The sequence below is a fragment of the Stenotrophomonas sp. STEN029 genome (genome assembly GCF_056760015.1).
In genome coordinates, this window is the sequence record NZ_JBRREC010000046.1 from 16,892 (window position 1) to 34,765 (window position 17,874).

The 17,874-nt window shown below is 65.0% G+C and carries 20 protein-coding genes; 4 read left to right on the forward strand and 16 right to left on the reverse strand.

Going from position 1 to position 17,874, the window contains the following annotated elements:
* Window positions 1-7 precede the first annotated feature (7 nt).
* The 6 genes from ACVOLI_RS11590 to ACVOLI_RS11615 are packed head-to-tail and all read right to left on the reverse strand — an operon-like array spanning window position 8 to window position 3,414.
* Window positions 8-580 carry a PH domain-containing protein gene (locus ACVOLI_RS11590; protein WP_481614527.1) on the reverse strand — a complete coding sequence of 191 codons (573 nt, stop codon included), beginning with the start codon at window positions 578-580 and terminating at the stop codon, window positions 8-10.
* The gene (locus ACVOLI_RS11595) at window positions 580-1,872 is read right to left on the reverse strand and encodes an alpha/beta hydrolase (protein ID WP_481614528.1); all 1,293 of its coding nucleotides are present in this window, start codon (window positions 1,870-1,872) and stop codon (window positions 580-582) included. The genes ACVOLI_RS11590 and ACVOLI_RS11595 overlap by 1 nt, the downstream gene beginning before the upstream one ends.
* Entirely contained in the window at window positions 1,872-2,054 is a 183-nt protein-coding gene (locus tag ACVOLI_RS11600; RefSeq protein ID WP_481516908.1) for a DUF4177 domain-containing protein, read from the reverse strand. Before ACVOLI_RS11600 ends, ACVOLI_RS11595 begins: the two co-directional genes overlap by 1 nt.
* Complete coding sequence (locus ACVOLI_RS11605) at window positions 2,051-2,230, reverse strand: type II toxin-antitoxin system antitoxin (protein WP_481531573.1); 180 nt, start codon at window positions 2,228-2,230, stop codon at window positions 2,051-2,053. Before ACVOLI_RS11605 ends, ACVOLI_RS11600 begins: the two co-directional genes overlap by 4 nt.
* The gene (locus tag ACVOLI_RS11610; RefSeq protein WP_282272484.1) at window positions 2,227-2,511 is read right to left on the reverse strand and encodes a hypothetical protein; all 285 of its coding nucleotides are present in this window, start codon (window positions 2,509-2,511) and stop codon (window positions 2,227-2,229) included. The genes ACVOLI_RS11605 and ACVOLI_RS11610 overlap by 4 nt, the downstream gene beginning before the upstream one ends.
* A gap of 21 nt (window positions 2,512-2,532) precedes the next feature.
* On the reverse strand, window positions 2,533-3,414 hold the full coding sequence (locus tag ACVOLI_RS11615) for an SPFH domain-containing protein (protein WP_296248186.1): 882 nt from the start codon (window positions 3,412-3,414) through the stop codon (window positions 2,533-2,535).
* A 262-nt stretch (window positions 3,415-3,676) separates the two neighbouring features.
* On the opposite strand from ACVOLI_RS11615, the gene purT reads away from it, so the two are divergent.
* Window positions 3,677-4,861, forward strand: a complete 1,185-nt coding sequence (gene purT / locus ACVOLI_RS11620) for a formate-dependent phosphoribosylglycinamide formyltransferase (RefSeq protein ID WP_481614529.1) — start codon at window positions 3,677-3,679, stop codon at window positions 4,859-4,861.
* A gap of 242 nt (window positions 4,862-5,103) precedes the next feature.
* On the opposite strand, the gene ACVOLI_RS11625 is transcribed toward purT, so the two are convergent.
* From ACVOLI_RS11625 to ACVOLI_RS11635, 3 genes are all read right to left on the reverse strand, one after another.
* Window positions 5,104-6,270, reverse strand: coding sequence for an endonuclease/exonuclease/phosphatase family protein (locus ACVOLI_RS11625; protein ID WP_481614540.1), 1,167 nt, complete (start codon window positions 6,268-6,270; stop codon window positions 5,104-5,106).
* A 132-nt stretch (window positions 6,271-6,402) separates the two neighbouring features.
* Entirely contained in the window at window positions 6,403-6,774 is a 372-nt protein-coding gene (locus tag ACVOLI_RS11630; RefSeq protein ID WP_481614530.1) for a hypothetical protein, read from the reverse strand.
* A 120-nt stretch (window positions 6,775-6,894) separates the two neighbouring features.
* The gene (locus ACVOLI_RS11635; RefSeq protein ID WP_481614531.1) at window positions 6,895-7,656 is read right to left on the reverse strand and encodes an arginyltransferase; all 762 of its coding nucleotides are present in this window, start codon (window positions 7,654-7,656) and stop codon (window positions 6,895-6,897) included.
* Between the two features lie 150 nt (window positions 7,657-7,806).
* Here ACVOLI_RS11635 and ACVOLI_RS11640 point away from each other — a divergent pair, with 150 nt between their 5' ends.
* A complete protein-coding gene (locus ACVOLI_RS11640; protein ID WP_481614532.1) occupies window positions 7,807-8,391 on the forward strand; it encodes an EF-hand domain-containing protein in 585 nt (194 codons plus the stop codon).
* Between the two features lie 66 nt (window positions 8,392-8,457).
* Here the strand turns inward: ACVOLI_RS11640 and ACVOLI_RS11645 are convergent, their stop codons facing one another.
* From ACVOLI_RS11645 to ACVOLI_RS11660, 4 genes are all read right to left on the reverse strand, one after another.
* The gene (locus ACVOLI_RS11645) at window positions 8,458-9,672 is read right to left on the reverse strand and encodes an RNA polymerase sigma factor (RefSeq protein WP_296248199.1); all 1,215 of its coding nucleotides are present in this window, start codon (window positions 9,670-9,672) and stop codon (window positions 8,458-8,460) included.
* 61 nt (window positions 9,673-9,733) lie between these two features.
* Window positions 9,734-10,291, reverse strand: a complete 558-nt coding sequence (locus ACVOLI_RS11650) for a pathogenicity-like protein (RefSeq protein WP_481614533.1) — start codon at window positions 10,289-10,291, stop codon at window positions 9,734-9,736.
* Window positions 10,292-10,294: 3 nt separating this feature from the next.
* Entirely contained in the window at window positions 10,295-11,191 is an 897-nt protein-coding gene (gene tesB, locus ACVOLI_RS11655; RefSeq protein ID WP_481614534.1) for an acyl-CoA thioesterase II, read from the reverse strand.
* 117 nt (window positions 11,192-11,308) lie between these two features.
* On the reverse strand, window positions 11,309-12,091 hold the full coding sequence (locus ACVOLI_RS11660) for an enoyl-CoA hydratase/isomerase family protein (RefSeq protein ID WP_481614535.1): 783 nt from the start codon (window positions 12,089-12,091) through the stop codon (window positions 11,309-11,311).
* A gap of 36 nt (window positions 12,092-12,127) precedes the next feature.
* Between ACVOLI_RS11660 and ACVOLI_RS11665 the strand changes: the two genes are divergently transcribed.
* Window positions 12,128-12,571 carry a copper chaperone PCu(A)C gene (locus ACVOLI_RS11665; protein ID WP_481614536.1) on the forward strand — a complete coding sequence of 148 codons (444 nt, stop codon included), beginning with the start codon at window positions 12,128-12,130 and terminating at the stop codon, window positions 12,569-12,571.
* On the opposite strand, the gene ACVOLI_RS11670 is transcribed toward ACVOLI_RS11665, so the two are convergent.
* Window positions 12,572-13,435, reverse strand: a complete 864-nt coding sequence (locus tag ACVOLI_RS11670) for an AraC family transcriptional regulator (RefSeq protein WP_481614537.1) — start codon at window positions 13,433-13,435, stop codon at window positions 12,572-12,574. It abuts the gene before it with no gap.
* 116 nt (window positions 13,436-13,551) lie between these two features.
* Between ACVOLI_RS11670 and ACVOLI_RS11675 the strand changes: the two genes are divergently transcribed.
* Complete coding sequence (locus tag ACVOLI_RS11675; protein WP_481614538.1) at window positions 13,552-14,085, forward strand: carboxymuconolactone decarboxylase family protein; 534 nt, start codon at window positions 13,552-13,554, stop codon at window positions 14,083-14,085.
* Between the two features lie 186 nt (window positions 14,086-14,271).
* Here ACVOLI_RS11675 and ACVOLI_RS11680 read toward each other — a convergent pair whose 3' ends face one another.
* Window positions 14,272-14,679, reverse strand: a complete 408-nt coding sequence (locus tag ACVOLI_RS11680) for an acyl-CoA thioesterase (RefSeq protein ID WP_296248213.1) — start codon at window positions 14,677-14,679, stop codon at window positions 14,272-14,274.
* Window positions 14,676-17,639, reverse strand: a complete 2,964-nt coding sequence (gene uvrA, locus ACVOLI_RS11685; protein ID WP_481614539.1) for an excinuclease ABC subunit UvrA — start codon at window positions 17,637-17,639, stop codon at window positions 14,676-14,678. Before uvrA ends, ACVOLI_RS11680 begins: the two co-directional genes overlap by 4 nt.
* Window positions 17,640-17,874 lie beyond the last annotated feature (235 nt).

The following is a 17,874-nucleotide window of genomic DNA, read 5'->3' on the forward strand; positions in this document are numbered from 1 at the left end:
ACGCAGCTTAGGCCGGTGCGCCGCCGTCGGCCAGCCGCCTGAGTTCATCCAGCAGGGCGCGCGGCTGTTCGGGGCTGACCAGCACGCTGTTGCCGTCGCGCAGCGGGATCACCAGTACGCGGCTGTTGTCGGTGATCAGGCAGAAGGCCTTGCCGCCACCCTTCATGTGGAAGTGGCCCGCACGGAAGCCGGGGAACTGGAAGCCATTGGATTTCCCGCCCGGCTTGAAATCAGGGTTCTCTGCGAAATTGACGATGCGCGCGCGTTCCAGGCGCATCGAACTCAGCGCCACGCGCCGGGTGTACAAGGTGGCGGCGATGGTCAATTGCTTCGGTTCAACGCGCAGTTCGCGTCGCCGGTAGGCCACGGTCAGCGCTGCGCCAACCACGGACAGTATCAACCAGCCGCCCCAGGAGGCGAACGTCGCCTGGAACGGCGGCTTGCCGGCGAACACCCTGGTCAGCGGATCGATGCTGAGCACCAGCAACATGGGCGCCCACAACCAGAGCAGGACTGAGCTGGTTGGCGTGGCGACGTTGAATGCCGTTGTCTCGGTTGGCGAGGTGTTGCGGCTGCTCATCACTGCGCCTTGATCCATAGCGCGATGTCGTTGATCAGCGCTGGATCGACGTGGCCCGGGCGCGCGTATTCTTCCAGTGAGCCCTTGCCTTCACCGGCGATGCCGAGGTGGTTGAGCGCCGGGTAGTGCCGGAAGCGGTAGCGCTCCCCCTGCAGGCCCTTGTTCCACAGCTGCCAGTCGGTGTCGATCACCTGGAAGTCGCGGCCACCCTGCAGCACCAACACTGGCAGCGTGCTGTCGCGTGCGTCGGCGATGGGGTCGACTGCTTCCAGCTGCTGCCAGAACCGACCGGGGACATCCATCAACCGCGCTTCCGGATTGCCGCGCACGTTCGCTATTGCTGCGTCCAGTGCGGTGAGCTGGGCTTGGTCCTCGGCGCTGATCGTGCCGTCCAGGCCAAGCATGTAGCGGTTCTGCTCGGCCAGCAGGTCGAGGATGGGGCGCGCGGGTGCAGCCAGCAGTACCAGTCCAGCCAGCTTGCCATTGGCCGCCTTGGCGATGTGCCCGGCCAGCAATCCTCCCTGGCTGTGGCCCAGCAGATACACGTGGCGAGGATCGATGTTGGCGTTGCCCGCCAGCGCGCTTACCGCCGCGACCGCATCGTTGGTGGTTTCGTCATCAACGCTGAAGCTGCCTTTGAAATCCTGCGGACGTGCATGACTGCGCTTTTCGTAACGCAGCACGGCAATGCCCTGCGCGGCGAGTCCACGCGCGATGTCCAGGAACGGGCGGTTGGGGCCGATGGTTTCATCGCGGTCCTGCGGGCCGGAGCCGTGCACCAGCACAATGGCGGGGAAGGGGCCCTTGCCCTTGGGCAGGGTCAGCGTGCCCGGCAGTGGCGCGCTGGCGCTACCACTGGCCGGTACGCTGAAGTCCTGCTCGATGACGCTGGCATCCGCCGCAGGCGGTGGTGACGGCGCAGCCGCTGCAGGCTGCACCAGGAAGCCTGCCACCTTGTCGTCCTTGTCCAGCACGATGCGTGCCTGCAGTGCGCCATTGGCGTAGCGCAGTGGGACGACAACGATGCGGAAGCCGTCGGCTTCGCTGGTTGTTGCTTCACCGCGCGGGCCGGCCGCGCCCATCTGCGCGGGCAGTGATTCCCAGACTGCCTTGAGCTTGTCTGCCGGTACCGCCGCTTTCATCTGCGCCGAAAAATCCGCTTCGGCAGCAGCGTATTGGCCAGCATCAAGCCGGTCCAGTAGCTGGGTGGCCAAGGCAGCCGGGTCGGCAGCCTGTGCGCTGCCGGCGAGTGAGAGAATCGCTGCGGTGATCAATCTCCCCAAGGTCTTCATTACAGCGCCTTTTTGAAAACCAGTGTGGGGGTGGAGATGGTGGGTGTGGCATGGACCACGTTGACCAGCTCCCAGCCAAGCCGGCCTTGCTTGTCCAGTTCTTCCTGCAGTGTTTCTGCCTTGAAGCTGCCCATCAGGGTGGTTTTCAATTCGACGACGAGGTATTTCCACTGCGTGCTCATTGCTCTTCCTTGGGTTCTTGCTCAGGTTTGGGGAGACGCCCGGCCTTGCGCAGGGCGTCGCGGATCACGTACTCAATCTGCGCGTTGAGGCTGCGCAGTTCGTCGTCGGCCCAGCGCTGGGTCGCAGCCAGAACATCAGCGTTGATGCGCAACGGATAGGCCTTCTTCTCGCTCACCGGCGGGGTGCTCCGTTGTTGCCGCGGCGTAGGTGCAGCACCAGCGAAATGCCCAGCGCATTGACTGCCACCACCAGCGCGATGATCACGCCGTAGGCGATGTTGCGGTTGTCACCGGCCAGATAGACGCCGGTGGCTGCCACGAACATGCACAGTGCGATCAAGGCCCAGCGCAGGCCCAGCCCGCGTGCATGGGCGGTGCCGGGGCGTCCGCTCCACACGGCGAAGCACAGGGCCGGAACGCCGGTGGCTGCGATGATCAAGGGGGCGAAAACATTCACTGCGTTACCTCACTACGTTGTTCAGTACAGCGAACCGGCGTTGACGATCGGCTGGGTGCCGCGGTCCGAGCACAGCACGGTCAACAGGTTGCTGACCATGTGTGCCTTGCGCTCTTCGTCGAGGGTGACGACGGCGTTCTTCTGCAGTTCCAGCAGTGCCATCTCGACCATGCCGACGGCACCGGCGACGATCTGCGTGCGTGCGGCGATTACCGCGCTGGCCTGCTGGCGCTGCAGCATGGCCTGGGCGATTTCCGGGGCGTAGGCAAGGTGGCTGATGCGGGCATCAAGTACCTGCACGCCGGCATCGGCCAGGCGCTCGGCAAGCTCATCCTTCAGGTGCTGGGAGATCTCGGCGGCGTGGCTGCGCAGGGCAAGCTGGCCTTCGGTGTGCTGGTCATAGGGATAGCTGGTGGCCATCGCACGCAGTGCCGATTCGGACTGGATGTGCACGAAGCTCTCGTAGTCGTCGACGTTGTAGACCGCTTCGGAGGCATCGATTACCTGCCAGACGATGACCGCTGCGATCTCGATCGGCGAGCCGTCCAGTTCATTGACCTTGAGCTTGCCGCTCTCGAAGTTGCGCACGCGCTGGCTGACGGTGCGCTTGCTGAAGAAAGGGTTGTTCCAGCGCAGGCCGTTGTCCTTGACCGTGCCCACGTACTTGCCGAACAGGCTGATCACGGCCACCTGGTTGGGCTGGACCATGTACAGGCCGCAGCTGAGGAAGATGCCAACAACCAGCAATGCGATGCCGCCGAGCACCAGCATCCCGCCGCCACCGGTGCCGTTCTTGGTGACCACGACCGCACCGACGATGGCAGCGGTGCCGGCCAGCATCATCAGCAAGGTGCCGAGGAGGGTGGGAATACCGGTAATGGAACCGAGGGACTTCTCTTTCATGGCACATCTTCCGTGGTGGTTGGAATGAAAGATATCAAATTGATATCAACATGCAAGCGGTTTTGACGAGGCTCCCCGCAGGGCCGGAAACCCGTAGACCGGGTAAGCGGCAGCGCACCCGGGGAGTAAGCTGGCCCGCAATCGCCACGGTAGTTCCGCTCATTCCCTGGGTGTGCTGACGCTGCCCCGGGCTACGATGTCCGCTCGCCGCGCCGGCTTGCCTAGAATAGGCACCCTCTTTTGTGCCTTCCGGACCTGCCTGATGATCACCCTCGGTACCCCGTTGTCCCCATCCGCTACCCGCGTCCTGTTGCTTGGTTCGGGCGAACTGGGCAAGGAAGTGGCCATCGAGCTGCAGCGTTTCGGGGTGGAAGTGATCGCCGCGGACCGCTACGCCAGTGCCCCGGCCATGCAGGTTGCGCACCGCAGCCATGTGCTGGACATGCTCGACCCGGCCGCACTGAAGGCCTTGATCGCGCAGGAGCAGCCACACCTGGTGGTGCCCGAGATCGAGGCCATCCACACCGAAACCCTGGTGCAGCTGGAAGCCGAGCAGGGCCTGCGGGTGATCCCGACCGCGCGTGCCGCGCGCCTGACCATGGACCGCGAAGGCATCCGCCGCCTGGCCGCGGAAACCCTGGGCCTGCCGACCTCGCCCTACCGCTTCGTCGATACCGAGGCCGAGTACCGCGAGGCCGTTGCCGCGATCGGCCTGCCGTGCGTGGTCAAGCCGGTGATGTCGTCCTCGGGCAAGGGCCAGAGCACGCTGCGCAGCGATGCCGACATCGGCCCGGCGTGGGAGTACGCGCAGACCGGCGGCCGCGCCGGCGCCGGCCGCTGCATCGTCGAAGGCTTCATCGACTTCGATTACGAAATCACCCTGCTGACCGTGCGCCATGCCGGCGGCACTGCGTTCTGCGATCCGGTCGGCCATCTGCAGAGGGACGGCGACTACCGTGAAAGCTGGCAGCCGCAGGCGATGTCGGCCAAGGCGCTGGAAGGTGCGCAGCAGATTGCCCGTGCCATCACCGATGACCTTGGTGGTTGGGGGCTGTTCGGTGTCGAGTTGTTCGTGAAGGGCGATGCGGTGTGGTTCAGCGAGGTCTCGCCGCGTCCGCACGACACTGGCCTGGTCACCCTGGTATCGCAGGAGCTGAGCGAGTTCGCGCTGCACGCGCGCGCCATTCTTGGCCTGCCGATCCCGACCATCCGCCACAACGGTGCATCTGCATCGTGCGCGATGTTGGCGCAGGGCAACGGCGTGCCGTTCTTCAGCAACGTGGCCGAAGCATTGATCCATCCGGATTCGGCGCTGCGCCTGTTTGGCAAGCCGATGGTGCAGGGCCAGCGGCGCGTTGGCGTGACCCTGGCGCGTGCCGCTGATGTGGATCAGGCGCGTGCGATTGCGCGTGATGCGGCAGCGACGATTGGAATCGAGCTGCGCTGAGATCTGCTCCCTTCCTTTGCCGAAGGCAAGGGGAGGGTTGGGGAGGGGTAAGGCTTAGCTGCTGTGATCCAGCTCCCACACCAGCAGTCAGCCGTATGCTTGTGGGAGCGATGTAAGCCGCGAAGCTGGCAATGCTGCAGCGGCGGGATGCATCGTCATCTGGTGATGTACGAGCTTCGCGGCTTACGCCGCTCCCACAACATCCAGGCACAAAAAAACGCCGGCTTAGCCGGCGTTTTCTTTTACTTCACATCCACCCAGACAAGGTGGTGATCGCTGCCATCGGCGATCTTCGCTTCCGGGCTGTCGTTGGCGGGCCAGAACACGCCGCTGCCGATATAGCTCAAGCCGGTGGACGGCAGTACATAGTCCAGGCGCATGGTGCCTGAGCGCGGGCCGAAATCACCGGTGGCGTGCTGCGGCGCGCCGCGGCGGACAATGCCTTTCTCCGCGTAGGCCAGGCTGGTCTGCTCGGCACCGACGCTGGTCGGCGTCGGGTAGCGCAGCACGCGCGGGTGTTCCAGCAGTTCGAGGATGGCGTCGTGGCGGCCGTCGCCATCGGCCGGATCGTTGTTCAAGTCGCCAACGATGACGAAGCGTGCATCGGCAGCCAGGCCACCGCAGCTGCCCTTGTCATCGCACAGCCACGGCTTGTCGCCGCCGTCCAGGTACTCCTTCCACAGCCGCAGTTCGTCGTGGTTGCGGGCGGCGTTGCGCTTTTCCTTGCCGTCGAACACCGGCGGGGTGGGGTGCGATGCCAGCACGTGCACGGTGCCGAGCGGGGTGCGCACCGGCACGTCCCAATGCGACTTGGAGGAGAGCCGCAGCTGCGACCACACCGCGTCCGGCCAGAACGATTTGCCGGTGCTCGGCTCGATCGGACGCAAGGCGCCGGGCAGGGCGCTCCACTTCAACAGCTGGAACGTGCGTACGGAAGCTTCATCGATCGGGTACTTGGACAGCACCAGCATGCCGTATTGGCCCGGGTGCAGGCCGTAACCCCAGGCGTCGTTGCCACGCTCGCGGCCTTTGCCGCCGACGGTGCCGTTGTTGTCCAGGTCCAGTCCGCTGGGCACGCCGGTGTTGACCGGTGCCAGGTAGCGATACGGGTACTTGAGCGCTTCGCCGCCGCCGGGCTGGGCGACTTCGAGATAGCGTTGCTGGAACAGGTCGGCGGCGCGGTGGGCGTCGTCGAAGTCGAATTCATTGAGCAGGACCAGATCCGGTCGCGTCTGCTGCAGCACAGCAGCGATCTTGCGCGCGTGCGCGCTGTCGCCCTGCAGTTCGCGGATCAGGCCACCTTCCTCCTCGGAGTACAGCGAGGTGTTGTAGGTTGCCAGCCGTAGCTGGGCAGGCGCGCTGGCGCTGCCGCTGGGTGAGGTGGAACAGGCTGCCAACAGCAGGGTCATCGGGGCGAGTAGGGTTGAGATGCGCATCCGCGAATTTTCTCACGTCGTCATGACGATGAGGCGAAAAAGCGAAGCTGCGAAAACACGAACGCCCCGCATGCGGGGCGTCCATGGATGGTGCTGTTACGTTGCTTAGAACGTGCAGCCCATCGCGCCGAAGCTGGTCTTGGCCTGTTCCAGCGCGGTCTTGCACTGGTTGGCCAGCTCGGTCTTGTCGGTCACGCCAGCCCAGGCGCTACGCGACTGCTCGATGCCCTGCTTCATCATGTCACGCTGGGCTTCGGGCACCTTGTCGCTGATGCATGCGTAGACCTTTTCCAGGTACTGGTCGCATTCCGGAACGCCGGTGCCGGCCTTGACGGTGTCGGTTGACGGCGCCGGGGTGACTTCGGCGGCAGCGGTCGGGTTGGCTGCTGGCGCCTCGGTGGCCGGGGTCTCTGCCTTCTTGCAGCCGGCGAGGGCCAGGGTGCCAATGGCAGCCAGAATCAAAAATTGGGTCTTCACGCATTGCTCCTGTTGAATGGATACTTCCTTGCGTCATCACGATGCGCGATGACATTCCCATTCTGCATAAATCCCGGTTAAATGTGCATCAACGCAAGTCGCCATTGAGCTGCCTCCCAATCAACGTTGGTCGTTGCCAAGGCCCTGTTCGCCCTGCAGCCAGCGCTTGCCGTCGAAATACTCCAGCGGATGGAAGCGGCGCTTGTAGTCCATCTTGCGGTGGCCGTTGATCCAATAGCCCAGGTACAGATGTGGCAAGCCGTTGCGCTTGGCCCAGGCGATCTGCTGCAGGATGCCGAAGGTGCCCAGGCTGCGTTTTTCCTGGTCCGGATCAAAGAACGTATAGACCGCCGACAGGCCGAGGTCGGTGACGTCGGTGACGGCGACAGCCAGCAGCTGCCCGCGTTTTCCGGCCACGCCGGGCGCGCGGACCTCCATGAAGCTGCCATGTGACCAGCTGCCGATCAGGAACTGGTCGAACTCATGCGGGCCATGCTCGTCCATGCCACCCTTGGCATGGCGGTGGGACAGGTAGCGCTGATACAGGGCGAACTGTTCGTCGGTACGCTCGGCAGGCAGGATCCGGCATTGCAGGTCGGCGTTGTGCGCCAGGCAGCGGCGCTGGCTGCGGTCCGGGTTGAAGCGCTCCACGGGAATGCGTACCGGCACGCAGGCGCGGCAACCTTCGCAGTGCGGGCGGTAGACCAGATCGCCGGAGCGGCGGAAGCCCCAGGTCAATGCCATCGGGTAAAGCGCGCCCAGCCGCTCGTCCTGGGGGTCCAGCACAAGGTCGCGTGCCTGTCGTTCCGGCCAGTAGCCGCAAGCGTGCTCGCCGGTCTGGAACAGGCGCAGTTCTTCGTTGTTTTCGCCGTGGGCTGCCATGCGTACAGCATAGCCGTGGCGCGTCGCAAAACCTGCGCCTGTCTGCGTGATGAATATGGCCGGCACGCAGGTCAACCAAGCCGATGGCTGGTGCGTTGACCGTAGCGAGGACGCAATGCCGCGTCCGCAGCCTCACCACGGAGCAACACCATGACCAAGACCCACCGCAAACCTCTCCTCCTGCTGGCGATGCTGCTGGCCACCTCGGCAACCGGCTTGGTGTTCGCGGCTGCGCCGACCAGCACCAGCCCGGCGCCGCAGCGCCTGGATGCCAACAATGATGGCGTGGTTGATCGCCAGGAAGCAGCGGCCCGTCCGCATCTGGCACAGCGTTTCGACGAGTTGGACACGAACAAGGACGGAAAGCTGTCGCGCGAGGAAATGGCGCAGATGCGGCACGGTGGGCGCCATGGCGGTGATCGCCACGGCGGACATCGCGGTCAACGTGATGGCGGCTTCATGCGTGGCTTGGATACCGACAACGACGGCCGCATCAGTGCCGCTGAGTACCAGGCCAACTTCACCCGCCTGGACGTCAACAAGGACGGCTATATCGATCAGGCTGATCGCCAGGCCCGTGCTGAACAGCGTCGTGCGGAGTGGTTTGCCAAGGCCGATACCAACAAGGATGGCAAGTTGAGCCCGGAAGAACTTCAGGCTGCACGCAAGGATGGGCATCGCGAGCATCGTGGCCCGCGCGGCCCGATGCCGCCGCAGGCTCCGGCTGCGAAGTAAGTTCTACAAAGGCGCCGATCGACAACACCCCCGCTGGCAACAGCGGGGGTGTTTTGTTGCTGGAGTTCAGTGCTGCAGCAGCGCGTACAGCGTCGCCGCAACCGCCAGCAGCGATGCGCTGACCACGGCGCTGCGCCCGAACATGCTCTGATAGATCCAGGACGGACCCTTGCGGCCATGGCGAGCCGCATCACGGGCAAGCATCGGCGCCATCACGCGCGGCAGCGTGACCAGGTACTGGTAGTTCAATACGGCCATGCCTATTGCCAGGGTCAGCAGTCCGCCAACCAGACCCATGCGGAACACTACGCCGGCCATGGCGCAGATGCAGAACACGAAGGCGCCGATGGTGTGCAGGCGCATGAAACGGCGAACACGCTGGGTTTCCTCCGGCGTCTCGGCATAGTGCAGCAGGTAGAGATTGGTGAGATAGGCCCCGAGCGTGCCAAACACGACTGCGCCGGCCACTATCCATAGATCGAAAGGATTCGGGAACAGTGCATTTACGGTAGCGCCGAGTGTTCCTGCGGCCGCGCCGCTGCCGGCGGTGTTGATGCCAAGACTGCCGATTCCCAGTTTGCCAGCACTGGTGCCGGCAACTCCTGCGCCACTGGCAATGATCGCAGCGCTGGCTACGCCAGGGGCTGCCAACATCAGCGCCGAGCTGACCAAGGCAGCGAAAGCGGCGCTCGGCGCAGAGCTGCGGGCGAACTCACCGAAGCGCTTGAGCATCTCCTCGCGCACGCTGGCACGAGCGCGCGACAGCCGCTTGCGCACAGCGGCATCGCTCAGGCCCAGCAGCATGGCCACCTGCTGTGAACTCTGCCCTTCGCGGTAGTACAACAGCAACGCTTCGCGGCTGTCCTCGGGCAGGGCCGAGATGATTTCCTCGGCGACCAGTTCTTCCTCCACCCGCGCCATCGCGTCGACACCGTTGGGCGAGGGATCGGCGGCCATGCTGATGGCGATTTCCGCAGCCTCGCCGCTGAGCGGACGGTTGCGGTTGGCGCGCAGCCAGTCGCGGGCCAGGTTGCGGGTGATCTGCCGCAGCCAGGGCAGGAAGCTGGAACTGTTGTTGAGCTGGGTGAGCTGCTGCCAGGCCTTGATGAAGGCTTCCTGGGCGATGTCCTCGCTGGCCTGCACATCGCGGGTGATGGCCAGGGCGATGGCGGTCACCGTGTTCTGGCAGGCCATCACGATGCGCCCATAGGACTGCGTGCAGCCCTGGCGGGCGGCAGGCAGCTCGTTCTGCAGCAGGATCTCCAGCGTTTCGGTGCTCATCGGACAGGCCTTTTCGACGGTACTGCCAAACAGGACGGGCACCGAAGCCCGATGTGACCGATTATTTTTCCGGTGCCGGTGCCGGTGCCGGTGCCGGTGCCGGTGCGGGTGCGGGCGGGGTGTCGGGCTGGGACTGGATGCGCACGCGGAACTCGTCTTCGCCCGGTTGCGGCTGGGCCGGTTGCACCTGTGCCGGGTTGGCCGGGGCCATGGCTGCAGGCGCGGGCGCAGTGCGATGGCGCATCATGATCACCAGCGCCACACCGGCAATCACCACCAGCAAAGCGATGCGGATGCGCCACGCCCAGCTGCGGCCGTTGCCGGCCTCGGCGGGGGCTTCGCGGAAGGCGTATTCGGCGGTGGGATGGTCGCGGCGGGTGGTGTCGAGCAGGCGCTTGTCGCGCAGGATCTCACGCGCCCGCGGCTGGTCATTGGCATGCACCACCCAGACCGAAGGCAGGTTCTCGTTGTTGACCTTGTCGGTATAGCTGAACTGGCCGCGGCGCTTGCTGTGGTACGAGCGGCCGTTGGTGACGCGGACCTCGATGCCTGCATCACGCAGGATCTCCGCCACGCCCTCGGCGTTCTCGACGCGCTGGCTGCTGAAAATCTTGCGCATGGTTCAGCCCTTGCTCGCTTCGTTGTCGTCGGGGGTCACGCGGATCAGGCCTTCCTGTGCGGTGCTGGCGACCAGCACGCCGTCGCGGGTATAGAACTGGCCACGCGCCAGGCCGCGCGAGTCCTGCGCGCTGGGGCTGTCCAGCGAGTACAGCAGCCAGTCGTCGGCGCGGAACGGGCGGTGGAACCAGATCGCATGGTCGAGCGAGGCCATCTGCACATGCGGCTGGTAGTAGCTGATGCCATGCGGGAAAGTGGCCGTGCCGAGCAGATGGAAGTCGGAGGCATAGGCCAGCAGCGCCTGGTGCAGCTCCGGCGCATCGCCGATCCTCTCGTTCAAGCGCAGCCACACCTGGTGATAGGGCGGGCGCTTGGGCGGGTTCAGTTCGTCGCGCGGATAGACGTGGCGGAATTCGAACGGACCGCCGCGCGAAAGCCAGCGCTGCACCTTCACCGGCAAGCGCTCCAGCACATCGGCCGGCAGTGGACGGCTCGGCTCGATGTCCTCGGGCTGCGGCACATCCGGCATCTTGTGCTGGTGTTCGGCACCACGCTCGGCCTGCTGGAACGAGGCTGCGCAGAAGAAAATCACTTTGCCGTGCTGGATGGCGGTGACCCGGCGCACCGAGAAGCTGCCGCCATCACGGGTGCGGTCCACGTCATAGACGATGGGGTGGTCGATATTGCCGGCACGCAGGAAATAAGCGTGCAGCGAATGCACGTGACGGCCGTTCTCGACCGTGGCCTGGGCGGCGGCCAGCGCCTGCCCCAGCACCTGCCCGCCGAACACGTATTTGGTGCCGATATCGCGGCTCTGGCCGCGGAACAGGTTGTCCTCCAGCCGCTCCAGCGACAGCAGGTCAATCAGTTCGGAGACCACGGGTTCAGGCGTGTTGGACAAGGCGGCGGCCTTCTTTTCGACAGGCCGCGATTATAGGCGAGCGGGGACGGGGCAACGCAGGCAGGGCAGCACCCGGCATGTCACCGCTGCCAATCCCCAATCCCAACTCCCGAATCCCTAGTTCTTGCCCAGGCGAGCCGCCAAGGCCTGTAAAGCGCCCTGCGCATCCGGCGAGAACCACGCCTCGACAAAGCGTTCCAGCTGGATGTGTTCGGCCTGCATGGCCTCATGCAGGTCGGCGCGGGCGATGGCGCGGGTCTGCAGCATCGGCTGCGGCGGCAGCTTGAGTTGGGCCTGCAGCCAGCCGATGGCGCGATCGACCACCTGCGCTGCGCCGTCAGCCAGTTCATCGACCAGGCCGATTTCCAGGGCGCGCTCGGCGCTGACCAGCTGGCCGCCGGTCAGCAAGACGCCGGCGCGGTGGTGGCCGACCACGCGGCGCATCAGGCGTTGGATGCCTTCCGGCGCGACCAGGCCGACCTGTACCTCGTTCAGGCCGATCACATAGGGCTTGGCCGGGTCGGTGCTGCGCGCCATCACCCGGTAATCGCAGCACAGTGCCAGCACACAACCGCCGGCCGGTGAGTGGCCGGTCAGCGCGGCAACTACAGGCACGCGGCTTTCGGCCAGTACGCGGGCGGCACCGAAGAAGGCCTGCCAGCTGTCCATCAATTTGCGCTTGTCATCGCCATGCGAGAGCAGGTGCGGCACATCCATGCCGCCGGTGAAGATGCGCTCGCTGCCGGACAGCACGATGCCGTGCACGTCGTCGGTCATGGCCACGGTGACGGCGGCAATCAGTGCGCGGCACAGTTCGGTGTCCAGCGCGTTGACCGGCGGCCGCGCCAGGCGCAGTTCACGGATGGGGCCATGGTTGATCACTTCGATGAGCGTGGTCATGCTGCGGGTTCTCGTACGGCAAGGAGTCGTGGCCTGATGATAACCAAACCATTCGTGGGCGTACTGTTGGCCTTGTGTGCGTTCGAGGCCGCGGCTGCAGCACCGGCCTGTGTGACCGTGGAACAGGGCTGGGTGCGGTTGACGCCGGCGGCGATGCGGATGGCGGCGGGCTTTGCGCGCATCCGCAACGGCTGCGCCAGCGAGGTGGTTGTCGTCGGTGCGGGCAGCAAGGCCTTTGCTGATGTGTCGCTGCATGAAACCACGGTCACGGAAGGCGTCAGTAGGATGCGTGAGATCGAGCGCATGCCGATCGCTGCCGGGGCAGTTGCCGAGCTGAAACCCGGCGGTCTGCACCTGATGCTGATGCAGCCGGAAGTGCCGCTGGCGGAAGGCGCGCAGTTGCCATTGCGGCTGAGCCTGGAAGATGGAACGAAGGTCGACGGAACGCTGCAGGTACGGCGTGAGGCGCCTGCGCGTTGATCAGGGGTCGGCCTGCTTCAGCCAGTCGCGCGGCGACATTCCGGTTTTGGCGCTGAACACTCGTGACAGTGCCGAGGCATTGGCATAACCGAGTTCGTCGGCCAGCGTCTTGATCGGCCGGCCTTGCCGCAGCCGGCGTTGGGCCAGCGCGATGCGCCAATCGGTGAGGTAGTCCAGCGGTGTCTGCCCGACGATGTCGCGAAAGCTGTTGGCAAACGCGGTGCGTGACATACCGGCCTGTTCGGCGAGGCTGTTGAGTGTCCAGCTCTCGCCGGGGCGATCGTGCATGGCGGCCAAGGCGCGCGACAAGCGTTGATCCGACAGGCCGGTAATGAAACCGGCGGGTATCCCGGCTTCCTGCGGATGATCCAGCAGCCAGCGCAGCAGCTGGATGACCACCACTTCGAACAGACGATCGGTCAGCAGGCGTTGGCCGCAGCGGACGTTGTCGGTTTCGTTGAACAGCAGTTCCAGCGTCATCGCCAGGCCGGGGATGCGTGCCAGCGGCAGAGCGATCAGCGAGGGCAGGCCACGTACCAGCGGATGCGCGATGCCGCCATCGAAATCAATCCGCGCACAGGTGAAATCGGCGCCCTCGCGTGGCGGGTTGTGGAAGCGATGGCTGAACGGTCGCGGATAGAACAGCAGCGTCGGCTCCTCGAAGTGCATCGAGGCCGGGATATCGCGGCTGCCGGGATGGCTGACCTCGAGCTGGCCACGCCGCAGTACGTGCAGGTAGGCGTGTCCTTCACCCGCATCGAAGCTGGTCAGCCCGCACAGCGGGCCGGAGTGAAACAGCTGGGCCTGGAAGCGGAAGTTCTCCAGGACGCCTGCCAGGCGATCCACGGGCGGGAGATTGCTCATCTGTATCAATTGGTTTGTTTGATGGACTGATCGTATCAAATCGTTCGATCCGCGACGGGATACTTCTTCCACGGGCTGATGGCCCGGCAACCATTCAAACCGATCAGGAGATCACCATGTCACGCATCAATCTGGAAACCCGGACCGCCCCCGCCGCCAGCCAGCCACTGCTGGCGCAGATCCACCAGGCCTTCGGCGCGACGCCGAACATGTTCAAGGCGGTGTCCAACTCCCCGGCTGCATTGCAGAGCATGTGGGCTGCGTTTGGCGCGCTGGGCAAGGGCAGCCTTGGCAGCAAGCTGGGCGAGCAGCTTGCTGTTGCCATCGCCAACCGCAACAGCTGCGAATACTGCCTGGCCGCGCATACCGTGCTGGGGCAGAAGGCGGGCGCTAGTGCGGCTGAGATGGCATCGGCGCAGGTGGGGCAGTCCGAGGATTCGCGTACCGCCGCCGCGCTCCGTTTCGCGCTGAAAGTCGTGGAGCAGCGTGCGCAGCTGGATGACGCCGATGTGGCTGAGCTGCGTAGCGTGGGCTTCGGCGACGAGCAGATCGTCGAGATTCTTGCCCATGTGGCGTTGAACCTGTTCACCAACTACATCAACGTGGCGCTGGATGTGCCGGTGGATTTTCCGAGGGTTGCCTTGAAGTAAGGCTGCGCGAACGCGGGGAGGTCCGCGTGATGCCTGCAACTGCAGCTTGAGCCCCTCTCCCACCGGGAGAGGGGTTGGGGTGAGGGTAGAAGCGAAGCGCCGCGCTGCCAACAACCCCAGTGCTGAACCGACCCTCATCCGCCCCTTTGGGGCACCTTCTCCCGGAGGGAGAAGGGTCAGGCGGGCTCAGCTCGAAGCACCCCGCACAGCCTCAGGCAAGGGCGCACTCTTGCCGGTCTGCGTATCCATCCAGACCACCACCACATTGCCGTCCGAATACAGCTTGCTGTCGTCGTTCTGGTCAACAATGCGGTGACCAATGGTCACGCTGCTATTGCCCAGGCGCTCGACAAACAACTCGACCACGATGTCGTTTGGCCACACGATCGGCAGGCGATAGTTGATGTTGGTATTGGCCACCACCGGCGCGATGCGGTCGGTCATCGACACGCCTTCCACGCCCAGCATCCAGCGCACGCGCGCCTCTTCCAGATACGAAACGTACTTGGCGTTGTTGACGTGGCCCATCGAGTCCATGTCGCGCCAACGCACGCTGATCGGTACGCGGGCCAGTTGCTTGTGCTCGTTGCTCATTTTGCAGCCTTCTTCTTGGCGGGGGCGGCAGCCTTCTTGGCTGCTGCTTTCTTGACCGGCTTTTCCTTGCGCGGCGGACGCGCATCAGGCTTGTTGGCCACGGCCGCCGGTTGTTCCGGGCGCGCGCTGGTCGAAGGCAGCATCTTGGCCAGGAACTGGCCGGTGTAGGAGTCCGGATGTGCCGCCACGTCTTCCGGCGTGCCGGTGACCAGCACCGTGCCACCGCGATGGCCGCCTTCCGGACCGAGATCGACGATCCAGTCCGCAGTCTTGATCACGTCCAGGTTGTGCTCGATCACCACCACGGTGTTGCCCTCGTCGCGCAGCTTGTGCAGCACGCCGAGCAGGGCCTCGATGTCGTGGAAGTGCAGGCCGGTGGTCGGCTCGTCGAGGATGTACAGGGTGCGGCCGGTATCGCGGCGCGACAGTTCCTTGGACAGCTTCACGCGCTGTGCTTCACCACCGGACAGCGTGGTCGCGCTCTGGCCGAGCTTGATGTAGCTCAGGCCGACGTCCATCAGCGTTTCCAGCTTGCGTGCGATCGACGGTACCGGCTCAAACAGGCGCAGTGCATCTTCGACGGTCATTTCCAGCACGTCGTTGATGTTGAAGCCCTTGTAGAGGATCTCCAGCGTCTCGCGGTTGTAGCGCTTGCCGTGGCACACGTCGCAAGGCACATACACGTCCGGCAGGAAGTGCATTTCCACCTTGATCAGGCCATCGCCCTGGCAGGCTTCGCAGCGGCCGCCGCGCACGTTGAAGCTGAAACGGCCTGGCGAGTAACCACGCGCACGCGCCTCCGGCACCTGCGCGTACAGCTCACGCAGCGGCGTGAACAGGCCGGTGTAGGTTGCCGGATTGGAACGCGGGGTGCGGCCGATTGGCGACTGGTCGATGTCGACGACCTTGTCGAACAGGTCCAGCCCCTCGACGCTCTTGTACTTGGCGATGGGGTGCGAAGAACCGTTGATCTCGTTGGCCGCCAGCGAGAACAAGGTGTCGTTGATCAGCGTCGACTTGCCCGAGCCGGACACGCCGGTGACGCAGGTCAGCAGGCCGGACGGAATATCCAGATCCACGTTCTTCAGATTGTTGCCGCTGGCGCCACGCAGGCGCAGCGTCATCTTCGGGTTGGGCTTGTGGCGGCGCGCCGGGATCTCGATCTGGCGTTTGCCGGACAGGTACTGGCCGGTCAGTGAACGCGGCGCATCCAGCAGGTCCTGCAGCTGGCCCTGGCCGACGATCTCGCCGCCGTGCACACCTGCGCCCGGGCCGATGTCGACCACGTAATCGGCCAGCCGGATCGCGTCTTCGTCGTGCTCGACCACGATCACTGTATTGCCCAGGTCGCGCAGGCGGGTGAGGGTGCCGAGCAGGCGCTCGTTGTCTCGCTGGTGCAGGCCAATGGACGGCTCGTCCAGCACGTACATCACGCCGACCAGGCCGGCGCCGATCTGCGAGGCAAGACGAATGCGCTGTGCTTCGCCGCCGGACAAGGTATCGGCCTTGCGCTCCAGGGTGAGGTAGTCCAGGCCGACGTCGACCAGGAAGCCGAGTCGCTCACCGATTTCCTTGACGATCTTGGTGGCGATCTCGCCACGCCAACCGGGCAGGCTCAGCTCGCTGAAGAAGCGCTTGGCTTCGTCGATCGGCAGTACTGCGATTTCCGGTAGCGGGCGGTCGGCGACAAACACGTTGCGCGCGGCCTTGTTCAAGCGCGCGCCCTTGCACTCCGGGCACGGCCGCGAGCTGATGTACTTGGCCAGCTCCTCACGCACCGCAGGCGATTCGGTCTCGCGGTAACGGCGCTCAAGGTTGGGGATGATGCCTTCGAAGCGGTGCTTGCGCTGGTTGCGACCACCGGCTTCGGTGAAATAGGTGAAGGTGATCTGCTCTTCGCCGCTGCCGTACAGCACGGCCTGCTTCACGTTGTCCGACAGCGACTGCCAGCTGGCGTCCACATCGAACTTGTAGTGCTTGGCCAGCGAGGCGATCAGCTGGAAGTAGTAGGCATTGCGACGGTCCCAGCCACGCACCGCACCGGCGGCCAGCGACAGCTCCGGATGCACGACCACGCGGTTCGGGTCGAAGAACTCGGCCACGCCCAGCCCATCGCAGCCCGGGCAGGCGCCGACCGGCGAGTTGAACGAGAACAGGCGCGGTTCCAGCTCCGGCAGCGCGTAATCACAGACCGGGCAGCTGTACTTGGAGGAGAACAGCTGCGGCGTGCTGTCGGCGGCATCCAGGGTCATCACCGTGGCCATGCCATCGCCCAGCTTGAGCGCGGTCTCAAAGCTTTCGGCCAGGCGCTGCTTGATGTCTTCGCGCGGACGGAAACGATCCACCACGGCCTCGATGGTGTGCTTCTGGCGCAGGGTCAGCGCCGGCACTTCATCGATTTCATACAGCTCGCCGTCAACGCGTACACGCACGAAGCCCTGCGCACGCAGCTGGTCGAAGACCTGCGCATGCTCGCCCTTGCGATCGCGGATGACCGGCGCCAGCAGCATGTAGCGTTGCTCCGGATCCAGTGTCAGGACCTGGTCGACCATCTGGCTGACGGTCTGCGCTTCCAGCGGGTAGCCATGGTCCGGGCAGCGCGGGCTGCCGACGCGGGCGTAGAGCAGGCGCAGGTAGTCGTAGATCTCGGTGATGGTGCCGACGGTGGAGCGCGGGTTATGCGAGGTCGACTTCTGCTCGATGGAGATCGCCGGCGACAGGCCTTCGATGTGGTCCAGGTCGGGCTTCTCCATCACGCTCAGGAACTGCCGCGCATACGCCGACAGCGACTCGACATAGCGGCGCTGGCCCTCGGCATAGATGGTGTCGAACGCCAACGAGGACTTGCCCGAGCCGGACAGGCCGGTGATCACGATCAGTTTGTCGCGAGGCAGGTCGAGGTCGATGTTCTTGAGGTTGTGCGTCCGCGCACCGCGGATGCGGATGAAATCCATCGCCATGGGAAATCCGATTTGGACTGCTGCCGGCTGGGCCGGTAGCAGGAGGTGTGGGGGCGTCGCTGACGGCAGTCAATCAGCCTAGCGGCCTTGTGATTTGGGGGCAATTGCCAGTTTTGCCAGTGCTGTTTCCCGGCAGTGGGCCGGATGCCGGCTGCGGGGCGGGCCCCCCGGGGAGGGCCCGCCCGGGGGGGGGGGGGGGGGGGGGGGGCCCCCCAAGGGGGGCGGGGAGAAAAAA